This is a genomic window from Massilia sp. 9I (genome assembly GCF_902506415.1).
Lineage (GTDB): Bacteria > Pseudomonadota > Gammaproteobacteria > Burkholderiales > Burkholderiaceae_D > Telluria.
In genome coordinates this window covers 2,507,037-2,524,280 of record NZ_LR733275.1, presented here as the reverse complement: position 1 = coordinate 2,524,280, position 17,244 = coordinate 2,507,037, and the positions used below count along the sequence as shown (strand labels likewise).

At 67.6% G+C, this 17,244-nt stretch carries 8 protein-coding genes; 2 read left to right on the top strand and 6 right to left on the bottom strand.

Going from position 1 to position 17,244, the window contains the following annotated elements; translation table 11 throughout:
* Window positions 1-17: 17 nt before the first annotated feature.
* From GV068_RS11290 to GV068_RS11270, 5 genes are all read right to left on the bottom strand, one after another.
* Complete coding sequence (locus GV068_RS11290) at window positions 18-8,537, bottom strand: SdrD B-like domain-containing protein (RefSeq protein WP_159697443.1); 8,520 nt, start codon at window positions 8,535-8,537, stop codon at window positions 18-20.
* Window positions 8,538-8,687: 150 nt separating this feature from the next.
* Window positions 8,688-8,873 (bottom strand): PEP-CTERM sorting domain-containing protein, encoded by a 186-nt coding sequence (locus tag GV068_RS25485; protein ID WP_159697441.1) that lies wholly within the window; start codon window positions 8,871-8,873, stop codon window positions 8,688-8,690.
* A gap of 326 nt (window positions 8,874-9,199) precedes the next feature.
* Window positions 9,200-11,623 carry an ABC transporter permease gene (locus GV068_RS11280; protein WP_159697439.1) on the bottom strand — a complete coding sequence of 808 codons (2,424 nt, stop codon included), beginning with the start codon at window positions 11,621-11,623 and terminating at the stop codon, window positions 9,200-9,202.
* 10 nt (window positions 11,624-11,633) lie between these two features.
* Entirely contained in the window at window positions 11,634-12,314 is a 681-nt protein-coding gene (locus tag GV068_RS11275; protein WP_159697437.1) for an ABC transporter ATP-binding protein, read from the bottom strand.
* Window positions 12,315-12,331: 17 nt separating this feature from the next.
* A complete protein-coding gene (locus GV068_RS11270) occupies window positions 12,332-13,612 on the bottom strand; it encodes an efflux RND transporter periplasmic adaptor subunit (protein WP_229464049.1) in 1,281 nt (426 codons plus the stop codon).
* Window positions 13,613-13,838: 226 nt separating this feature from the next.
* Here GV068_RS11270 and GV068_RS11265 point away from each other — a divergent pair, with 226 nt between their 5' ends.
* Complete coding sequence (locus GV068_RS11265) at window positions 13,839-15,185, top strand: sigma-54 dependent transcriptional regulator (protein ID WP_159697435.1); 1,347 nt, start codon at window positions 13,839-13,841, stop codon at window positions 15,183-15,185.
* Window positions 15,175-16,404, top strand: a complete 1,230-nt coding sequence (locus tag GV068_RS11260) for a PAS domain-containing sensor histidine kinase (protein WP_159697433.1) — start codon at window positions 15,175-15,177, stop codon at window positions 16,402-16,404. Before GV068_RS11265 ends, GV068_RS11260 begins: the two co-directional genes overlap by 11 nt.
* Here the strand turns inward: GV068_RS11260 and GV068_RS11255 are convergent.
* Entirely contained in the window at window positions 16,394-17,203 is an 810-nt protein-coding gene (locus GV068_RS11255; protein ID WP_159697431.1) for a helix-turn-helix transcriptional regulator, read from the bottom strand. The two genes, GV068_RS11260 and GV068_RS11255, sit on opposite strands and share 11 nt — an antisense overlap.
* Window positions 17,204-17,244: the final 41 nt, after the last annotated feature.

Here is a 17,244-nt window from a genome sequence, read left to right as displayed (position 1 = left end):
CTCCGGCCCCGTTCCCCTTACATCACCGGCAGCGGCTGGCCCACCACGGCCACCGGCACCACCGGCGCCTCTTCGATACCGGCCAGCAGTTCGGCCAGGGTCGGCGCGCCGTGCTCGGCGTCGCGGGCGTCGATTGCGAAGTAGACGTCGGTCATGTCGGCCGTGGCGCCCGAGGCCAGGGTGGCGCTGCTGCGCTCGAGGTGCAGGTTGCCCTGGGCGTCGACGAAGGGCAGCTCGACGTAGGCGACCTTCAGCGACACCACGCCGGCTTCTGCGAGCGTCATCAGCTCGCCGGCGTCGGTCTGGTGGTTGCCGTTGGCGTCGCGCCAGATACGCAGTTCGCCGAACGCGGCATCCTGTGCATCCACCACGCCGTCGCGGTTGCTGTCATAGCCTGCCAGCTGGTTGAAGCCGGCGCCCTTGCTTGCGCCGCCGAACAGTTCGGCGATGCTGTCGATCTTGCCGTTGCCGTCGGCGTCGACCGCCAGGAAGCCGTCTTCGCTAGACAACCAGCCCGAGGCGATCGCGCGGCCGGTGCCGAGCAGGTCGAAGGTGGCGTTCGATGCACTGCGCGCCACGGTGTGCACGCCGTCGCCGTTCAGGTCGATCGCGATCGGGGTGATCGCCGCATCCCAGCTCATGTCGTTCTCACCCGAGCTCAGGCTGATGTTGTCGGTGCGGGTCACGTTGGTCTTGGCGACGCCGTCACCGTTGACGTCCGAGTCGATCGCATCGTTGCTGCCGATGTTCTTGCTCGCCCACATCCAGTTGTCCATGTTGATGCCCTTGTAGATGACATCGTTCTTGTCGAACTGCAGGTAGTAGGTGCCAGGATCCAGATCGCTGAACTTGTAATTGCCGCTGGTGTTGGTCTTGGTGGTCGCGACCAGCACGCCCGCCGAGGTGTACAGCTTCACGGTGACGCCCGCAATGCCGCCTTCGCCGGAATCCTGGATGTCGTCGTGGTCCAGGTCTTCCCACACCTTGTCGCCCAGCGAAGCCTTGCGGTACAGGCCCGCATCCCAGGTCAGTTCGTTCTCGCCCTGGGTCAGGGTGATCAGGCTGGTCCTGCCGTAGACGGTGTCGATGTCCGAATCGACGGCATCGTTTGTGCCCTGGTTCTGCTTGGTGACGAAGTAGCCGCTCGGTTCGACCACTTCGACGCGGTAGCTGCCTGCGTTCAGGTCGTCGAACAGGTACTTGCCGTTGCTGTCGGTAGTAGTCGTTTCGATGACGGTGCCGGCCGAATTCAGCAGGCGCACGGTGACGCCCTTGATGCCTGCTTCGTTCGCGTCGCGGATGCCGTTGTAGTTCACGTCCTCCCACACCGTGTCGCCGATCGAGCCGCGCGCGACCAGGCCGGCGTCGACGCTGGTATTCACCTCGCCCGAGACCAGCTTGACGATCTGCGACTTGCCGGTGCTGGTGTTGGCGTCCGAATCGCCGGCGTCGTCGCCGCTATCGGCCAGCGTGAAGCCGTAGCCGGACGGCTTGCCGAACTGGACCTGGTATTCGACGCCTGGCGTCAGGCCGTTGAACAGGTAGCTGCCGTCGGCCGACGTGGTCATCGTCACGCTGGTATTGTCGGCCGTGGTCGACAGGAGGCGGTCGGCGCCGCCGCCGATCAGGGTCACGGACACGCCGCCCACGCCGGACTCGCCCGTATCCTGGCGGCCATTGGCGTTGGCGTCGAGCCAGATGCGGTTGCCCAGCGAAGCGGTCTGGTACACGCCGGCGTCGACGGTCTGGTTCTGCTGGCCGCTGACGATATTGATCACGCCGGTGGTCTTGGTGACCGCATCGATGTCGCTGTCGGTAGCATCGTTGCCGCCGAGGTCCTTTCCGGTGACCACGTAGCCGGTCGGCGTCTGGAACGTCACCATGTAGCTGCCGGTGCTGACGTTGAAGCCGTAGTAGCCGTTGACATCGGTCGTCGTGGTCTGCAGCACGGTGCCGCTGCTGTTCTTGAGCTGCACGGTGGCGCCGGCGACACCGGCTTCGCCGGCGTCCTGGATACCGTTGCCGTCGTTGTCCAGCCACAGACGGTCGCCAAGGGACTGGCCCGGCGTCGTGCCGTTGTAGTAGGCCACGTCCGAATCGCTCACCGCGACGTTCGAGACCAGGTCCTTCGCGGTCACGGTGCCGGTGTTGACGCGCACCGCCGTCGACGCGATCGTTTCGGAGCCCTTGTAGGTCCAGGTCTCGTTGACGTCCAGCTTGCCGTCCTTGTCGGTGTCGCCGCCCACGAAGCTCAGGCCGGCGATCTTGTCGTCCACGACGCTCACGTTACCCAGTTCGACACTGCCGGTATTCTTGACGATGTAGGTGAACACGGCCTTGCCGCCGACCGGGCCGGTCGGACCCGCGTCCGCCGTATCGGCGTCGACGTCCTGGGTAACCACGTTGGTCGCCGTCGGGGCCAGGTCCTTCAGGTTCGCTTCCAGCTCGTTCTGCTTGGCCAGCAGGTTCTTGGTCGTTTCGAAGTCGCCGCTCGCGAATGCGGACTTCACCATGGAGATGACCTGGGCCGTGGTGTACTGGTAGTTGATGTACGGGTTGGCGGCATTGAGCAGCGCCGCGGCCGAGTGGCGCAGCAGCGCTTCGACGCCGCCGCCATTGGCACTGAGCGCCTGCAGCAGGGTAGGCGCGGAGTTCGGAACGTCGACTCCGAACAGGGCCTCGTAGCTGGCGCTCGGCGACAGGCCGGTCTCCGGCCAGCCGCTCAGCGGAGCGCCGCCGGCGCCGGTGTGGTTCTTCCAGAAGCCGGGGGTCAAGCCTTCTGCCGGGGCGCTTGCGGCCGGCGTCGTATATTCGACATGCACCAGCTTTTCGATGTCGATGCCGACCGAGCGCGCCTTGATGCCGATATCCCAGCTGCGGTCGGACTCGCCCGATTCGAGAGTGGTGTAGGCGGTGCGGCCGGTGGTCGGATCCGCGTCGCTGTCGTTCAGCGCGGTGCTGCCGCTCGCGTTCCTGGTCGTGACAACATAACCGCTCGGCAGGCTGGCGAGGTTGACGTCGACGCGATAGTCGCCCGGCGTCAGGTTGTCGAACAGGTAGAGGCCATCCGCACCGGTGGTGCGGGTTGCGACCGTGGCGCCGGCCGCATTGACCAGGTTGACGACGACACCTGCGACGCTGGCTTCGCCCGCGTCCTGGATGCCGTTGCCGTTGGCGTCGGCCCAGATGCGGTCGCCGATGCTGGCCGTCATGTAGCCGCCGGCGTCGATGGTCGAGTTGTGCTCGCCGGAGGCCAGCTTGACGATCTGCGACTTGCCGTTGCTGCCTGCATCGCTGTCGCTGGCATCGTCGCCCTTGTCGACGGGGCTGAAGACGGCGCCGGCCGGGGCGACGAACTGCACCTGGTATTCCATGCCCGGGGTCAAGCCCTCGAACTTGTAGTTCCCGTTAGCGTCCGTCGTGGTGGTCGCGCTGGTATTGTCGGCGGTGGTCGAGATCAGGCCATCGGCGCCGCCGCCGATCAGGACCACGCTCACGCCGCCCACGCCGGTCTCGCCCGCATCCTGCTGTCCGTTGGCGTTGACGTCGTGCCAGACGCGGTCGCCCAGGCTGGCGGTCTTGTAGACCCCGGCGTCGATGGTGGTGTTGTTCTCGCCGGCGGCCAGCTTGACGACCTGGGACATGCCGGCGCTGCTCGCGTCCGAGTCGCTGGTGTCTGCGCCCTTGTCCTGGGCGGTGAACACGGTACCGGTGGGTTTATCGAACTTGACCTGGTATTCCATGCCAGGCGCGAGGTTGTCGAACTTGTAGTTGCCGTTGACGTCGGTGGTGGTCTCGGCGCTAGTATTGTCGGCGGTCGTCGCGACTTGGCCGTCGGCGCCGCCGCCGATCAGGGTGACTTTCACGCCGGCCACGCCGGTTTCGCCGCTGTCCTGCTGGCCGTTGCCGTTGGCGTCGAGCCAGACGCGGTCGCCCAGGCTGGCCGGCTTGTAGACGCCGGCGTCGATGCTGGTGTTGTTCTCGCCGGATGCCAGCTTGACGATCTGCGACTTGCCGTTGGCGCCGGCATCGCTGTCGCTGGCGTCGTCGCCCTTGTCGGCAGCGGTGAAGATGCTGCCGGCCGGTGCGCTGAATTGCAGCTGGTACTCGGTGCCGGGCGTCAGGCCTTCGAACTTGTAGTTGCCGTTGGCGTCGGTCGTGGTGCTGGCGCTGGTGTTGTCGGCCGTGGTCGAGACCAGGCCATCGGCGCCGCCGCCGATCAGGGTCACGGTGACGCCCGCGACACCGGTTTCGCCCGCATCCTGCTGGCCGTTGGCATTCGCGTCCATCCAGACGCGGTCGCCGAGGCTGGCCGGGGTGTAGACGCCGGCGTCGATGGTGGTGTTGTTTTCGCCGGAGGCCAGCTTGACGATCTGCGATTTGCCGTTGGCGCCGGCATCGCTGTCGCCGGCATCGTCGCCCTGGTCTGCACGGGTGAACACGCTGCCGGCCGGGGCGGCGAACTGCACCTGGTATTCGACGCCCGGGGCCAGACCTTCGAACTTGTAGTTGCCGTTGGCGTCGGTGGTAGTCTCGGCGCTGGTGTTGTCCGCCGTGGTCGAGATCAGGCCATCGGCGCCTCCGCTAACCAGGGTGACCTTGACGCCGGCCACGCCGTTTTCGCCCGCATCCTGGCGGCCGTTGGCGTTCGCATCGAGCCACACGCGGTCGCCCAGGCTGGCGCTCTGGTAGAAGCCGGCGTCGATGGTCTTGTTGTTCTCGCCAGACGCGAGGGTCACGATCTGCGACAGGCCCGCGGCATCGGCGTCCGAATCGCTGGCGTCGTTGCCGGCGTTGTGCCTGGTGCCGACATGGCCGGCCGGCGCGTCGAACTGGACCTGGTATTCCACGCCCGCGGTCAAGCCCTCGAATTTGTAATTGCCACCCGCGTCGGTGGTGACGCTGACGCTGGTGTTGTCGCTAGTTGTCGACAACAGGCCGTCGGCGCCGCCGCCGAGCAGGGTCACCTTCACGCCGGCGATGCCGGTTTCGCCATCGTCCTGCTGGCCGTTGGCGTTGGCATCCAGCCAGACGCGGTCGCCCAGGGCGGCCGGGGTGTAGACGCCGGCGTCGATGGTGGTGTTGTTCTCGCCGGATGCCAGCTTGACGATCTGCGACAGGCCGTTCGCGTCGGCATCGGAATCGGTGTCATCCGCGCCCTTGTCCTGGCCGGTGAACACGCTGCCGGCCGGCTGCTCGAACTTGACCTGGTATTCCATTCCTGGAGTCAGGCCGTCGAAGCGGTAGTTGCCGTTGGCGTCGGTGGTGGTGCTGACACGGGTGTTGTCGCCGGTGGTCGCTACCTGCCCATCGGCGCCGCCGCCGATCAAGGTCACCTTGGCGCCGGCCACCCCGAATTCGCCCGCATCCTGGCGGCCGTTGCCATTGGCGTCGACCCAGACGCGGTCGCCCAGGCTGGCAGTCGCATACAGGCCGGCGTCGATCGTGGTGTTGTTCTCGCCGGAGGCCAGCTTGACGACCTGGCTCTTGCCGTTGGCGCCTGCGTCCGAATCGCTGGCGTCGTTGCCGCTGTCGGCCTTGGTGAAGACCTGGCCGGCCGGTGCGCTGAACTGCACCTGGTATTCGACACCCGGCGTCAGCCCGTCGAACTTGTAGTTGCCGTTGGCGTCGGTGCTGGTCTCGATGCTGGTGTTGTCGCCGCTGGTCGACAGCAGGCCATCGGTTCCGCCGCCGAGCAGGGTGACCTTCACGCCTGCCACCCCGGTCTCGCCGTCGTCCTGCTGGCCGTTGGCGTTGGCATCCAGCCAGACGCGGTCGCCCAGGCTGGCCGGTACGTAGACGCCGGCGTCGATGGTGGTATTGTTCTCGCCCGAGCTGAGGGTGACGACCTGGCTCAGGCCATTCGCGCCCGCATCCGAATCGCTGGCATCATTGCCCTGGTCGGCACGGGTGAAGACGCTGCCTGCCGGTGCAGTGAACTGCACCTGGTATTCGACGCCGGGCGTCAGGCCGTCGAATCGGTAATTGCCGTTGGCGTCGGTCGTGGTCTCGACGCTGGTGTTGTCCGCCGTGGTCGACAGCTTGCCATCCAGGCCGCCGCCGATCAGGGTGACTTTCGCGCCTTCCACACCGGCTTCGCCGGCATCCTGCTGGCCGTTGCCATTGGCGTCCAGCCAGACGCGGTCGCCCAGGCTGGCCGTGCGGTAGAAGCCGGCGTCGACGGTGGTGTTGTTTTCGCCGGAGGCGAGGGTGACGACCTGCGACAGGCCGCCGGTGCCGGCGTCGGAATCGCCGGCGTCGTTGCCGCTATCCTGTTTGGTGGCGAGCATGCCGTCCGGCGTCGCGAACTGCACCTGGTACTCGGTGGCCGGGATCAGGCCGTCGAAGCGGTACTTGCCGTCGGCGTCGGTGAACGTGCTCACCACGGTGTTGTCGGCGGTGGTCGCAAGCTGGCCGTCGGCGCCGCCGCCGACCAGGCTCACCTTGACGCCGGCGATGCCGGTTTCGCCTGCATCCTGCTGGCCGTTGGCGTTGGCGTCATGCCAGACGCGGTCGCCCAGGCTGGCCGGCATGTAGACGCCGCCGTCGATGCTCTTGTTGTATTCGCCGGAGGTGAGGACCACCACCTGGCTGGTGTTGGCGCCGTCGGCGTCCGAGTCGGTCTCGTCGTCGCCAGCGTCGCGGCGCGTCAGGACGCTACCGGCCGGCATGTCGAATTCGATCTGGTATTCGACGCCTGCCGCGAGGCCGGTGAACGCATATTCACCATTGGCGCCGGTGGTAGTGGTCGCCACGGTGTTGTCGGCCGTGGTCGACAGCAGGCCGTCGGCGCCGCCGCCGTGCAGCGTCAGCTTGATGTTCGCGAGGCTGGTTTCGCCCTTGTCCTGCAGACCGTTGGCATTCGCATCGAGCCAGACGCGGTCGCCCAGGCTGGCCGGCGCGTAGACGCCGGCGTCGATGGTGGTGTTGTTCTCGCCGGAGGCCAGCTTGACGACCTGGGACAGGCCGCTGCTTGCCGCGTCGCTGTCGCCGGCGTCCTCGCCCACGTTGGCGCGGGTGAATACGCGGCCGTCGGGCGCGGTGAACTGCACCTGGTATTCCGTACCCGGAGTCAGGCCTTCGAACTTGTAGTTGCCGTTGGCGTCCGTCAGGGTCTCGACGATGGTGTTGTCGCCGGTGGTGGCGATCAGGCCATCGGCGCCGCCGCCGATGAGGGTGACTTTCGCACCCGCCACGCCGGCCTCGCCCGCGTCCTGGCGGCCGTTACCGTTGGCGTCGAGCCAGACGCGGTCGCCCAGGCTGGCCGGCAGGTAGATGCCGGCGTCGATGGTGGTGTTGTTCTCGCCCGATGCAAGGGTGACGACCTGGCTCAGGCCATTCGCACCCGCGTCGGAGTCGCTGGCGTCAAGGCCGCTGTCCTGGCGCGTGAAAACGCTGCCGGCCGGCTTGTCGAACTGGACCTGGTATTCGACGCCCGGGGTCAGCTTGGTGAAGGCGTAGTTGCCGTTGGCGTCGGTGGTGGTGCTCACCAGCGTGTTGTCGGCGGTGGTCGACAGCTTCCCGTCGGCACCGCCGCCGATCAGGCTCACCTTCACGCCGGCGACGCCGGTTTCGCCCGCGTCCTGCTGGCCGTTGGCGTTGGCGTCCAGCCAGACGCGGTCACCCAGGCTGGCGCTCTTGAAGAAGCCGGCGTCGATGCTGGTGTTGTTTTCGCCCGGCGCCAGCACGACCACGCTGGAGACCGCAGCGTCGCTGTTGAGGCCCGAACCGGCAATGCCGTCGGCCTGGCGCGGGCTGACGCGATCGTAGCCGGCCGGCAGCGAGAACGTCACCTGGTAATTCAGGCTCGGGGTCAGGCCCTTGAAGACGTAGTTGCCGCTGGCGTCGGTCGTGGTCGTGCCCAGCTGCTCGCCGGCGTCATTGAAGTCGCCGTCCTCGTTCTGGTCGCGAACCAGGTTCACGATGGCGCCGGCAATGCCTTCTTCGCCCGCGTCCTGGATGCCGTTGGCGTTCGCATCGTGCCACACGCGGTCGCCCAGGGAAGCCGCCTTCATCTCGACGATCAGCGGCTGGTAGTGGGTGCTGCCTGCCATCGGGTCGACGATCACGCCGATGGTGTCGCCGATGCCCGGCACGTAGCCATCGTGCTGCAGCGCTTGCGCGATCAGGGCGTCGATATTGGCGGCGTTCTGCGGGCCGATGTAGGGGCTCATCGGATTACTGCCCATCATCTTCCAGATCGCACCCTGCACGTCGCCGTCGGTCGCATTCAGGCGCTTGTAGTTATTCAGCAGCCAGTTGATGTTGTCGAGGTTTTGCAGCTGGATCCGGTTGGCGAGGCCGGGAACGGCCTGCAGGTTGGCCAACTCGTAGGACGAATAGATGTTGGCGGTATATGTCGCTTCGATGGGAAGCGAAATGTCGCGCACCAGGCACCAGGGGTCGTACAGCGTGCCGCCCACCGCATTGCCCGGATTGAGCGGGGTGATGCCCTTGATATAGAGGCCGACCAGCCAGTAGTGGTCGGGATTTCCGTATTCTGCGACGAAGGTGATGACGCGCGGCGTGGCTGACATGGTGGTCCTTGACAGATATTTTTATTGGAATGGGAACATCGCCAAATTTTTGGCAAACAGGTGCCCATGCGGGCCATTGCGGGCCAGCGCCGGGTTCACTCTTTCAGGAAAAAGGCATTGCGCGCCGCCGGCGCGCAATGCGGTTCCGGATTACTTCTTCCGGAACTTGGCGACCAGGGCGATCACGCCGAGTGCGCCGATGAAGAGGGCGGGAGTGCTAGGTTCAGGCACCTGGCAGGGGCCGAAGCGGCCGCCGCAGGTTTCAGCGGCGGCATCGCCGATGAGGAGCAGGAGCGGAGCGCCCGCCACGATCAGGTGTTTCGCAAAGTTTTTCATCTTCTTCCCTTGTTTTCGTTATCGGACATACCTCACATGGTGAACAATGTTGCTCCCCTAGCAACGATCGTTTCTTTTTTGCACCATGTGAGTCAGGATGTTCTCACGATAATTATTTTTTATCAAGAAGATTGTTGAAGTTGTAAGGGATTTGCAACGCGGAAAATGCCGAATTTGCCGTAGAGAACTACCGGAATGAAAGTGCGATGTTAAATTACCGTTAGGAAATGGCCAGTCTGCGCCAGAATCGTCAGTTCAGCGGCCAAAGCTGAGAGAGGCGGCGCACCTGCCTGGCGCGCCGCCGCAGTCCGAAAAACCTGGCCCGCTTACTCGCGCAGCGCCTGCGCCGGACGAATCTGCATCGCCGCCACCGCATGGCGCGCGGTCGAACCCATCGCCACCAGGGCGGCCACTACCAGCGCGGCGCCCAGGGTCCAGGCGCCCACCGGCGCCCGTTCGGTGAAGCCGGCCAGGTAGCGCTGCACGGCCACGAAGGCGATCGGCAGACCGAGCAGGGCGCCAATGCCGATCAAGACCACGAACTCGCGCGCCACCAAACGGCCGATGGCCGAGCGGCCGGCGCCGTACAGCTTGCGCAGCACGATTTCGCGCGCCTTGCGCTGCACGCTGTAGGCGGCCAGCACATAGATGCCGAAAGCGGCGATCGCGGTGGCGATCACGCTCGAAGCGGCCAGCAGCTTGGCCATGCGCAGGTCGTCGGCATAGCTGAGCGCGAACATGGATCCCATGCGCTGGACCTCCAGCACGGCGTTCGGGAAGTAGCGCGGCCACAGTTCTTCGATCGCGCGCTGTACCGCCGCCTGGTCGCCTTCGCTGCGCACCGTGAATACCCCGGTGCGTTCGCTCAGGAAGTAGATGGTGGCCTGCATTTCCTGGTGCGCCGAGCGGTGGCGGATGTCCGGCACCACGCCGATGACCTGCATCGCTCCCTCGCTATCCTCCCCGCGCAGCGGCGAGCGGATATATTTGCCGACCGCGTCCTGGGCGCTGGCGAAGCCGAACTTGCGCGCTCCGGCCTCGTTGATGACGAGCTTCTTTTCGTCGGTCGGCTTGTCGCGCGCCGGGTCGTACAGGCGCCCCGCGGCCGGCTTGAGGCCATACACCCCGAAGAACTCGGGGCTCACCCGGCTATAGTTGATCTCGATCGGGCTGCCGCCGTCACGCTGGAGCGCGGTGCTGTTGAAGTTGATGGTCACCGGCGCATCGCTGACGGCCACGCCGTTCACGCCCGGAATCCGCGCGAGGGCGTCGCGGAAGGCGCGCACCTCGGCGTTGCGCATGTCGTCGCCGGTCTTCACGATCAGGAGCGGGGCCGGGTCGAAGCCCGGATCGAGGCTGCTGGCGTAGCGCGTCTGCCAGGCCACGGCCAGGGTCAGGCCGGTCAGGCCCATCGCGGTGGCGAACTGCAGCACGGTAAGGACGCGGCGCAGGCGCAGCCCGCCCACGGTCTCGCTGTTGCCGCGGCCTGCCAGGGCCGCGGTCGGGCGCACCTTGATCGCCGACCAGGCCGGGTAGGCGCCGGCCAGCAGGCCGACGACGACGCCCATCAGCAGGCTCAGGGCGAGCGAGGCCGGGGTGAACATGCGGTCGAGCTTACGCTGCACCAGGTCGGAGAACACCGGCAGCAGCAGCCAGGCCAGCAGCAGGCCGATCGCGGTGGCGATCAGGCACACCAGCACCGATTCGGCCAGGAAGTGGCGGCTGACCGCGCCGGTGGACGCGCCCAGTACCTTGCGCACGGCGATTTCGCGCTGGCGCCGCACGGTGCGCACGGTGGCCAGGTTGACATAGTTGGTAGCGGCCAGCACCAGGATCAGCACGCCCACCGCAGCCAGGCCGAACACGGTCTTGCTGTCGGCGTGGGTCTGGGACTGGTCCTTGATCAGCGGGTCGAGGTAGGCCTCGCTCAGGGGGCCGAGGCGGAAGTCGATCAGGTCGCGGCCGTTGAGTGAGGCGACCTGCTCGGGACTCATGTTCTGGTAGAAGCTCGAGGCCAGCATGGCGCGCCGCACCGCATCGAGCGCCGTCTGCTGGCTGGCGCCCGGCAGCAGTTTGACGTAGACGTTGCCGTGGGAGGAACCCCAGTTGGTGGTCACCAGCTGGCGGTATTCCGGCTTCCAGATCGCGGTCTTGCTGCCTGCCAGCGAGGCAAAGGGCAGGGTGGTGGCGGCCGGCTGGTCTTCGAGCAGTGCGGCCACGCGGTAGGGCTGGCCCTCTACCTGCACGGTCTTGCCGACGACATCAAGGCTGCCGAACAGCTTGGTGGCGGTCTCACGGCTCAAGGCCAGGGTATCGGGACGGGCCAGCGCGTCGGTCAGGTCGCCCGCCAGGACCTTGGGCTGGAAGATCTGGCGGAAGGCCGGGTCGACCACGGTCAGGCTGATGGTCTGCACCTGGCTGCCCACACGGACGTCGATGTCGCGTTCGATGAAGCTGCTCGCCAGCAGCGGCGTGCCGCTGGCGACGATGGCATCGCGCGCGGGCAGGCTGGACGAATCGTTCCAGTTGCCGCTCGCGTTGGAGGTGTTCCACTTCTGCATGAGACGGTAGATCTGCTCGCGCTGCGGCACGTGGCGGTCGTAGGACAGCGAGTGGGCCACGTAGCCGAGCAGCAGGAAGCAGGCGGCGAAGCCGACGGCCAGGCCCAGCACCACGACGGCGGAGTAGGCGGGTTCCTTGACCAGCAGGCGCCAGCCGATGCGGAAGTCGCGTAAGAAGCGCAGGATCATCGATGGCTCCTCATGCTGCCTGCAGGGCGTCGACCACCACGCGGCCGTCGACCAGGTGCAGGGTGCGCGAGGCCTGGGCCGCGTGCGCCGGCGAGTGCGTCACCATCACCACCGTCGTGCCCTCGGCGTTGATGTTGCGCAGCAGGCGCATCACTTCGTCGCCGTGGGCGGTATCCAGGTTGCCGGTCGGTTCGTCGGCCAGCAGCATCGCCGGTTCGGCCACCAGGGCGCGTGCGATCGCCACGCGCTGCTGCTGGCCGCCCGACAGCTGCGAAGGACGGTGGCGCGCACGGTGCGCCACGCCCAGGCGCTCCAGCATGGCTTCCACCTTGCGGCGCCTCTCGCCGGCCGGGGTACCGGTGTATTCCAGCGCCAGCTCGACGTTTTCGAAGACACTCAGTTCCTCGATCAGGTTGAAGCTTTGGAAGATGAAACCGACCCGGCCGCGGCGCAGCGCGTTCAGGCGCGCCTCGCTCCAGCCGGCCACGTTCTGGCCTTCGAACAGGTACTCGCCCTCGTTTGGCACGTCGAGCAGGCCGAGCACCGAGAGCAGGGTGGACTTGCCGCAGCCGGACGGCCCGGTGATGGCGACGTATTCGCCGGCCGCGATGTCGAGGTCGACGCGGTCGAGGGCGCGGGTCTGGACTTCGCCCGCCTGGTGGATCTTGGAGACGCCCCTGAGTTTCAGCATGGTGCTTCCTTTCTTGTTTAATTCAATTGGAGCTGCTCGGCTTTGCCGAACGGCCCGTAGCTGGAGGTGATGACGTGTTCGCCGGGGGCGAGGCCTGACAGGACCTCGACCTGGCTGTTGTTGCGCCGGCCGAGGCGCACGGCGCGCTTCTCGGCGCGGCCGCTGGATTGGTCGACCACGAACACCCAGGTGCCGCCGGTGTCGTTGACGAAAGCGCCCGTCGGCAGCAGCAGGGCCTGGGCCGAGCGGCCGAGGGTCAGCTGCGCGTCCAGGCTCTGGCCCGGGCTGATCACGGCCGGCTGGTCCCTGGTGAACACCATCTCGGCGGTGAAGCGGCCTTCGCGGATCTGCGGGAACACGGCGCTGACCTTGAGCGGATAGGTCTTGCCGTCCTGCGTCACGCTGCCAAGCAGGCCGCGGGTGACGCGGCTCAGGTAGAACTCGTCGATCTCGACCTTCAGCTTGAAGCGCTTGGGATCGTCGATGCGGCCGATGTTCTGGTTGGGCTGCACGGTCTGGCCCACCTGCAGGCGGAAATCGGTCAGCATGCCGTCGGCGGGTGCGCGCACCGCGAGCGCGTCGACCGTGGCGCTGACCAGTTGCAGGCCGGACTGCAGGCCGTCGATCGCGGTCTCCATCTGCTTCAGGCCGCGCTGGCGCACCTGTTCTTCGGTGTCGATGCTGCGCCGTTCGTCCTCGAGCGCGCGGCGCTGCTGCGCCAGCTTGTCGCTCGACTCTTCGAGCGCCACGGCGGAGATGAAGCCCTGCTGGGCCAGGCGGGTATTGCGCGCATGCTGCTTCTCGGCCTGCTGCATGGCGAACTGGAGATCGGAGAAGCGGCGCCGGTGTTCGCTGCGGCCCGCTTCCTGCGCCACGCGCAGGGTCGCCAGGTTGGAGATCTGCTGCGCATGTTCGGCCTGGCGTTCCAGCAAGGCCAGGTTGCGCTGCGGGTTGGACAGGCGGAACAGCAGCTGGCCCTTGCTGACGGTCTGGCCGTCCTCGACCAGCACTTCCTCGACGCGGCCGGATTCGACCGAGTCGAGCATGATGGAGTTGAGCGGCTGGGCGCTGGCGCGCACCACGATGTCGTCGCGGAAGATGCCGTTGGCGGCGCTGGCGACGCGCACATCGGCGCTGGCCACCTGCAGGCCGTGCGGCATGAAGTGCCAGGCGCCGGCGCCGAAGGCGACCAGCAGGGCGACGGTAAGGCCGGCGCGCACATGGAGTTTGCTGCGGCGCCTGGGCACCACCGCATCCATGGCGGCGCCGGTGACGGCGTGGGGAGGTAATCGGTCCATAAGGGTGTGCGTTGCTGCGTGGTTGACGAATGCACCAGTCTTCGCAACTTCCGTGCCACCTGCGTTTTCGCCGCTTGCGGACAGCTTGTCCGCCAAAAGTGTCCGGATCCGGACAGGTATGCATGTTCGCAGGCGGACAGGTGTCCGGGGCCCTGGCGGCGGGGCGTAGGCGCGCTTGACCTCCGCTGATAGAATGCGATTCTGTCATCAAGCAGGCACTACCCGCATGTCCCCATCGAACGCCTCCATCCTGATCCTCGACGACGACGAGGATGTCGCCTGCGCGGCGCAGATGCTGCTGCGCCGGCGCCATGGCCGGGTTGCGACGCTGGGCGACCCGCGCGGGCTGGATGCGCTGCTCGCCGGCGGCATGCCGGATCTGGTGCTGCTCGACCTGAACTTCGCCCCGGGCCGCATCGACGGCGCCGAAGGACTGGCGGTGCTCGACCGGCTGCGCGCCTTGCCGCAGCCGCCCGGCGTGATCGCGCTGACCGCCTACGCCGACATTCCGCTGGCGGTGGAAGCGCTCAAGCGCGGCGCCAGCGACTTCATCACCAAGCCCTGGGACAATGCGCGCCTGGCGGCGGCGGTCGAGGGCGCGCTGGCGCGCCGGGCCGCCGCGGCGCCCGCCAGCGCCACGGCGTCGATGCTGATGGGGGAGTCGAACCCGATGCGCGAGCTGCGCGCCATGATCGCGGCGGTTGCCCCGACCGAAGCGAACGTGATGGTGCTGGGCGAGAACGGCGTCGGCAAGGAACTGGTGGCGCGCGCCATCCACGCGGCCTCGAAGCGTGCCGACGGCACCTTTTTGGCGGTCGACATGGGTGCACTGCCGGAATCCACCTTCGAAAGCGAGTTGTTCGGCCACCGGCGCGGCTCCTTCACCGATGCGCGAAGCGACCGCCTGGGGCGCTTCCAGGCGGCGCGCGGGGGCAGCCTGTTCCTCGACGAGATCGGCAACATGCCGCTCGGCGCGCAGGCCAAGCTGCTCACCGCGCTGGAGCGGCGCGAAGTGACGCCGCTGGGCGCCGACCGCGCCGAGCCGATCGACGTGCGCATCGTCAGCGCCACCAACCTGATCGAGGAGCGTCTGTTCGATCCCTCCGTGTTCCGGCCCGACCTGCTGTTTCGCCTGAACACCATCGTGCTGCGCGTGCCGCCGCTGCGCGAGCGCCAGGGCGACATCCCGCAACTGCTGCACCACTACCTGTCGCTGTACGAGAACCAGTACGGCCGCCCGGTGCGTGAACTGGCGCCGAGCACGCTCGAGCAGCTGTGCGCCTGGGCCTGGCCCGGCAACGTGCGCGCCCTGCGCCATGCCTGCGAACGCGCCGCGATCCTGGCGGCGCAGCCGGAATACCGTTTCGAGGACTTCGGGCTGAGCGCGCCGGCTCCCGCGCCGGTGGAGCCGCTCGCGCCCGCCGCGCCGGAAGACTTCAGCCTGGGCACCCTCGAGCGCGAGACCATTGCCGCCGCCCTCGACAAGGCCAAGGGCAACATCAGCCTGGCTGCGCGCATGCTGGGCCTCTCGCGCGCCGCCCTGTACCGCAAGCTGGGCAAGCATGGATTCTGAGCGGCGGCTCAAGGCCGCAGCGCTGCTGTGCGCGCTTGGTATGGCCATCCTCGGCTACGGCGCCGGCATGGTCGACGATGCGCCGCGCCTGGTGGTGCTGTGCGGCCTGACGGCGCTGCCGCTCCTGTGGACCCTGTGGCGCTGCCTCGAGCGCCTGGCCATGCTGCGCCACCCGAAGCCGCCCGAACCCAAGGCGGTGCTCACCATCGAACAGCAGCATCTGGTCGACAGCGCGCTGGCCCTGGAAACCAGCCTGGAACACGCGCCGATCGCACTGTTTCGCATCGACGGCGCCGAAGGCAAGGTCGTGCCGCTCAACGGCAATGCGCGCAAGCTGGTGGCGCCGGGCCGCGCCAGCGATCCGGCCGCGCTCTACCGCGAGCTGGCCGGGCAGCCGGGCGATCGGCGCACGATGATCCAGTTCGACACCGAGCGCGGCGTCGAGCGCGCGCTGCTGGCGGTGTCGACGCTGGCGCTGCAGGGCAGTGCGCAGCGCCTGGCGGCCCTGATGCCGGTCGAGAGCGAGCTCGAAGCCGAGGCCCTGAACGCCTGGCGCCAGCTGGTGCACGTGCTGACCCACGAGATCATGAATTCGCTGACGCCGGTCGCTTCACTGTCGCGGACGGCGCGCGACATGCTGGAGGAGTGCCGGGCTGCGCTGCCCCCGGACATTGCACATGACCTGGTGACCGCGCTCGACGCCATCAGCCGCCGCGCCGACAGCCTGGCCGATTTCGTCACCAGTTACCGCAGCCTGTCCAATGTGCCCGCCGCGCGGCCGGAACGGATACAGGTCAGTGCACTGTTCGAGCGGGTACGCGCGCTGGTCGGTCCCGGCTGGCGGGCGCGCGGCGGCGAGGTCCAGTTCTCGGTGGAGCCGGCCTCGCTGGAACTGGTGGCCGACCCCGGACAGCTGGAACAGGCCCTGATCAATCTGCTCAAGAACGCCTTCGAGGCGAGCAGCGGGGTGGAGCGGGCCGGGGCGCGTGTGAGTGCGCGCCTGGTGCGCGGCGGGCGCCTGCGCATCGAGGTGGCGGACGACGGGCCGGGCGTGCCGCCCGAGCTGGTGGCGCACATCTTCACGCCTTTCTTCACGACGAAAAAACAGGGCGGCGGCATCGGCCTGGCCATGGTGCGCCACCTGGTCCACGAGAACGGCGGCACCGTGCGCTACGCGCGGCCGCTCGGGACGGGCGCGCGCTTCGTCATCAGTTTCTAGCGGCGCCGCGCCGACGGTCGCCTGCGAAGAAGGCGGATGGGGTGCTGCCGAAGGTCTTCCTGAACATCGCGGTGAAAGCCGACTGGCTGGCGTAGCCGAGCTGCTCGGCCACCTGCCACAGCGGCAGGCCGCGCGCGATCAGCGAAGCGCCATGGGCCAGGCGCACCTGCTGGCGCCACTGGCCGAAGCTCATGCCCAACTCGCGCTCGAACAGGCGCGCCAGCGTGCGCTCCGAGGCCCCGGCTTCACGCGCCCAGTCGGCCAGGGTCTGGGTCGCGCCTGGGGCATCGATCAACGCTTCGCACAGGCCGCGCAGGCGCTTGTCGAGCGGCAGCGCCACGCGGATCGGACGCGAAGGCGCGCGCGCCAGCTCGTCCAGGATCAGTTCTCCCAGCAGGGCGGCGCGGCCCGGTTCGCGCGGGTGTTCGCCCAGTTCGAGGGCCGCGATCAGCTCGCGGAGCAGGCTGCTCACTTCCACCACCCGGCAGTGCTCGCCCCCGAAGGGGTCGCGCGAAGCATGGATGCGCAGGGGACTGAGGCTGGCCGCTTCCAGCATCGTGACCTCGTGCACCACGTGCGGCGCGATCCAGATCGCGCGCTGCGGCGGCACGATCCAGCTGCTGTCTTCCGCGCTGACCCGCATCATGCCGTTGTGGGTGTAGGTCAGCTGGCCCCATTCATGGCTGTGGGCGCCCACCGAGACGTCGGCCGGCAGGTCGCGCGACCAGATGCTCACCGGGCGCTCGCCGGTGGGGCCGGGGCCCTGGGTAGGCGGAAGGACGGCGCGTAGTGCGTGCATGGCAGGTTCTCGACAAATCTTGACGCTCTATCTTAAATCGG

What these genes read in the sequence shown, in the direction of transcription:
- GV068_RS11290 (WP_159697443.1), bottom strand. Translation starts at nt 8,537, where the DNA reads ATGTCAGCCACGCCGCGCGTCATCACCTTCGTCGCAGAATACGGAAAT.
- GV068_RS25485 (WP_159697441.1), bottom strand. Translation starts at nt 8,873, where the DNA reads ATGAAAAACTTTGCGAAACACCTGATCGTGGCGGGCGCTCCGCTCCTG.
- GV068_RS11280 (WP_159697439.1), bottom strand. Translation starts at nt 11,623, where the DNA reads ATGATCCTGCGCTTCTTACGCGACTTCCGCATCGGCTGGCGCCTGCTG.
- GV068_RS11275 (WP_159697437.1), bottom strand. Translation starts at nt 12,314, where the DNA reads ATGCTGAAACTCAGGGGCGTCTCCAAGATCCACCAGGCGGGCGAAGTC.
- GV068_RS11270 (WP_229464049.1), bottom strand. Translation starts at nt 13,612, where the DNA reads ATGGACCGATTACCTCCCCACGCCGTCACCGGCGCCGCCATGGATGCG.
- GV068_RS11265 (WP_159697435.1), top strand. Translation starts at nt 13,839, where the DNA reads ATGTCCCCATCGAACGCCTCCATCCTGATCCTCGACGACGACGAGGAT.
- GV068_RS11260 (WP_159697433.1), top strand. Translation starts at nt 15,175, where the DNA reads ATGGATTCTGAGCGGCGGCTCAAGGCCGCAGCGCTGCTGTGCGCGCTT.
- GV068_RS11255 (WP_159697431.1), bottom strand. Translation starts at nt 17,203, where the DNA reads ATGCACGCACTACGCGCCGTCCTTCCGCCTACCCAGGGCCCCGGCCCC.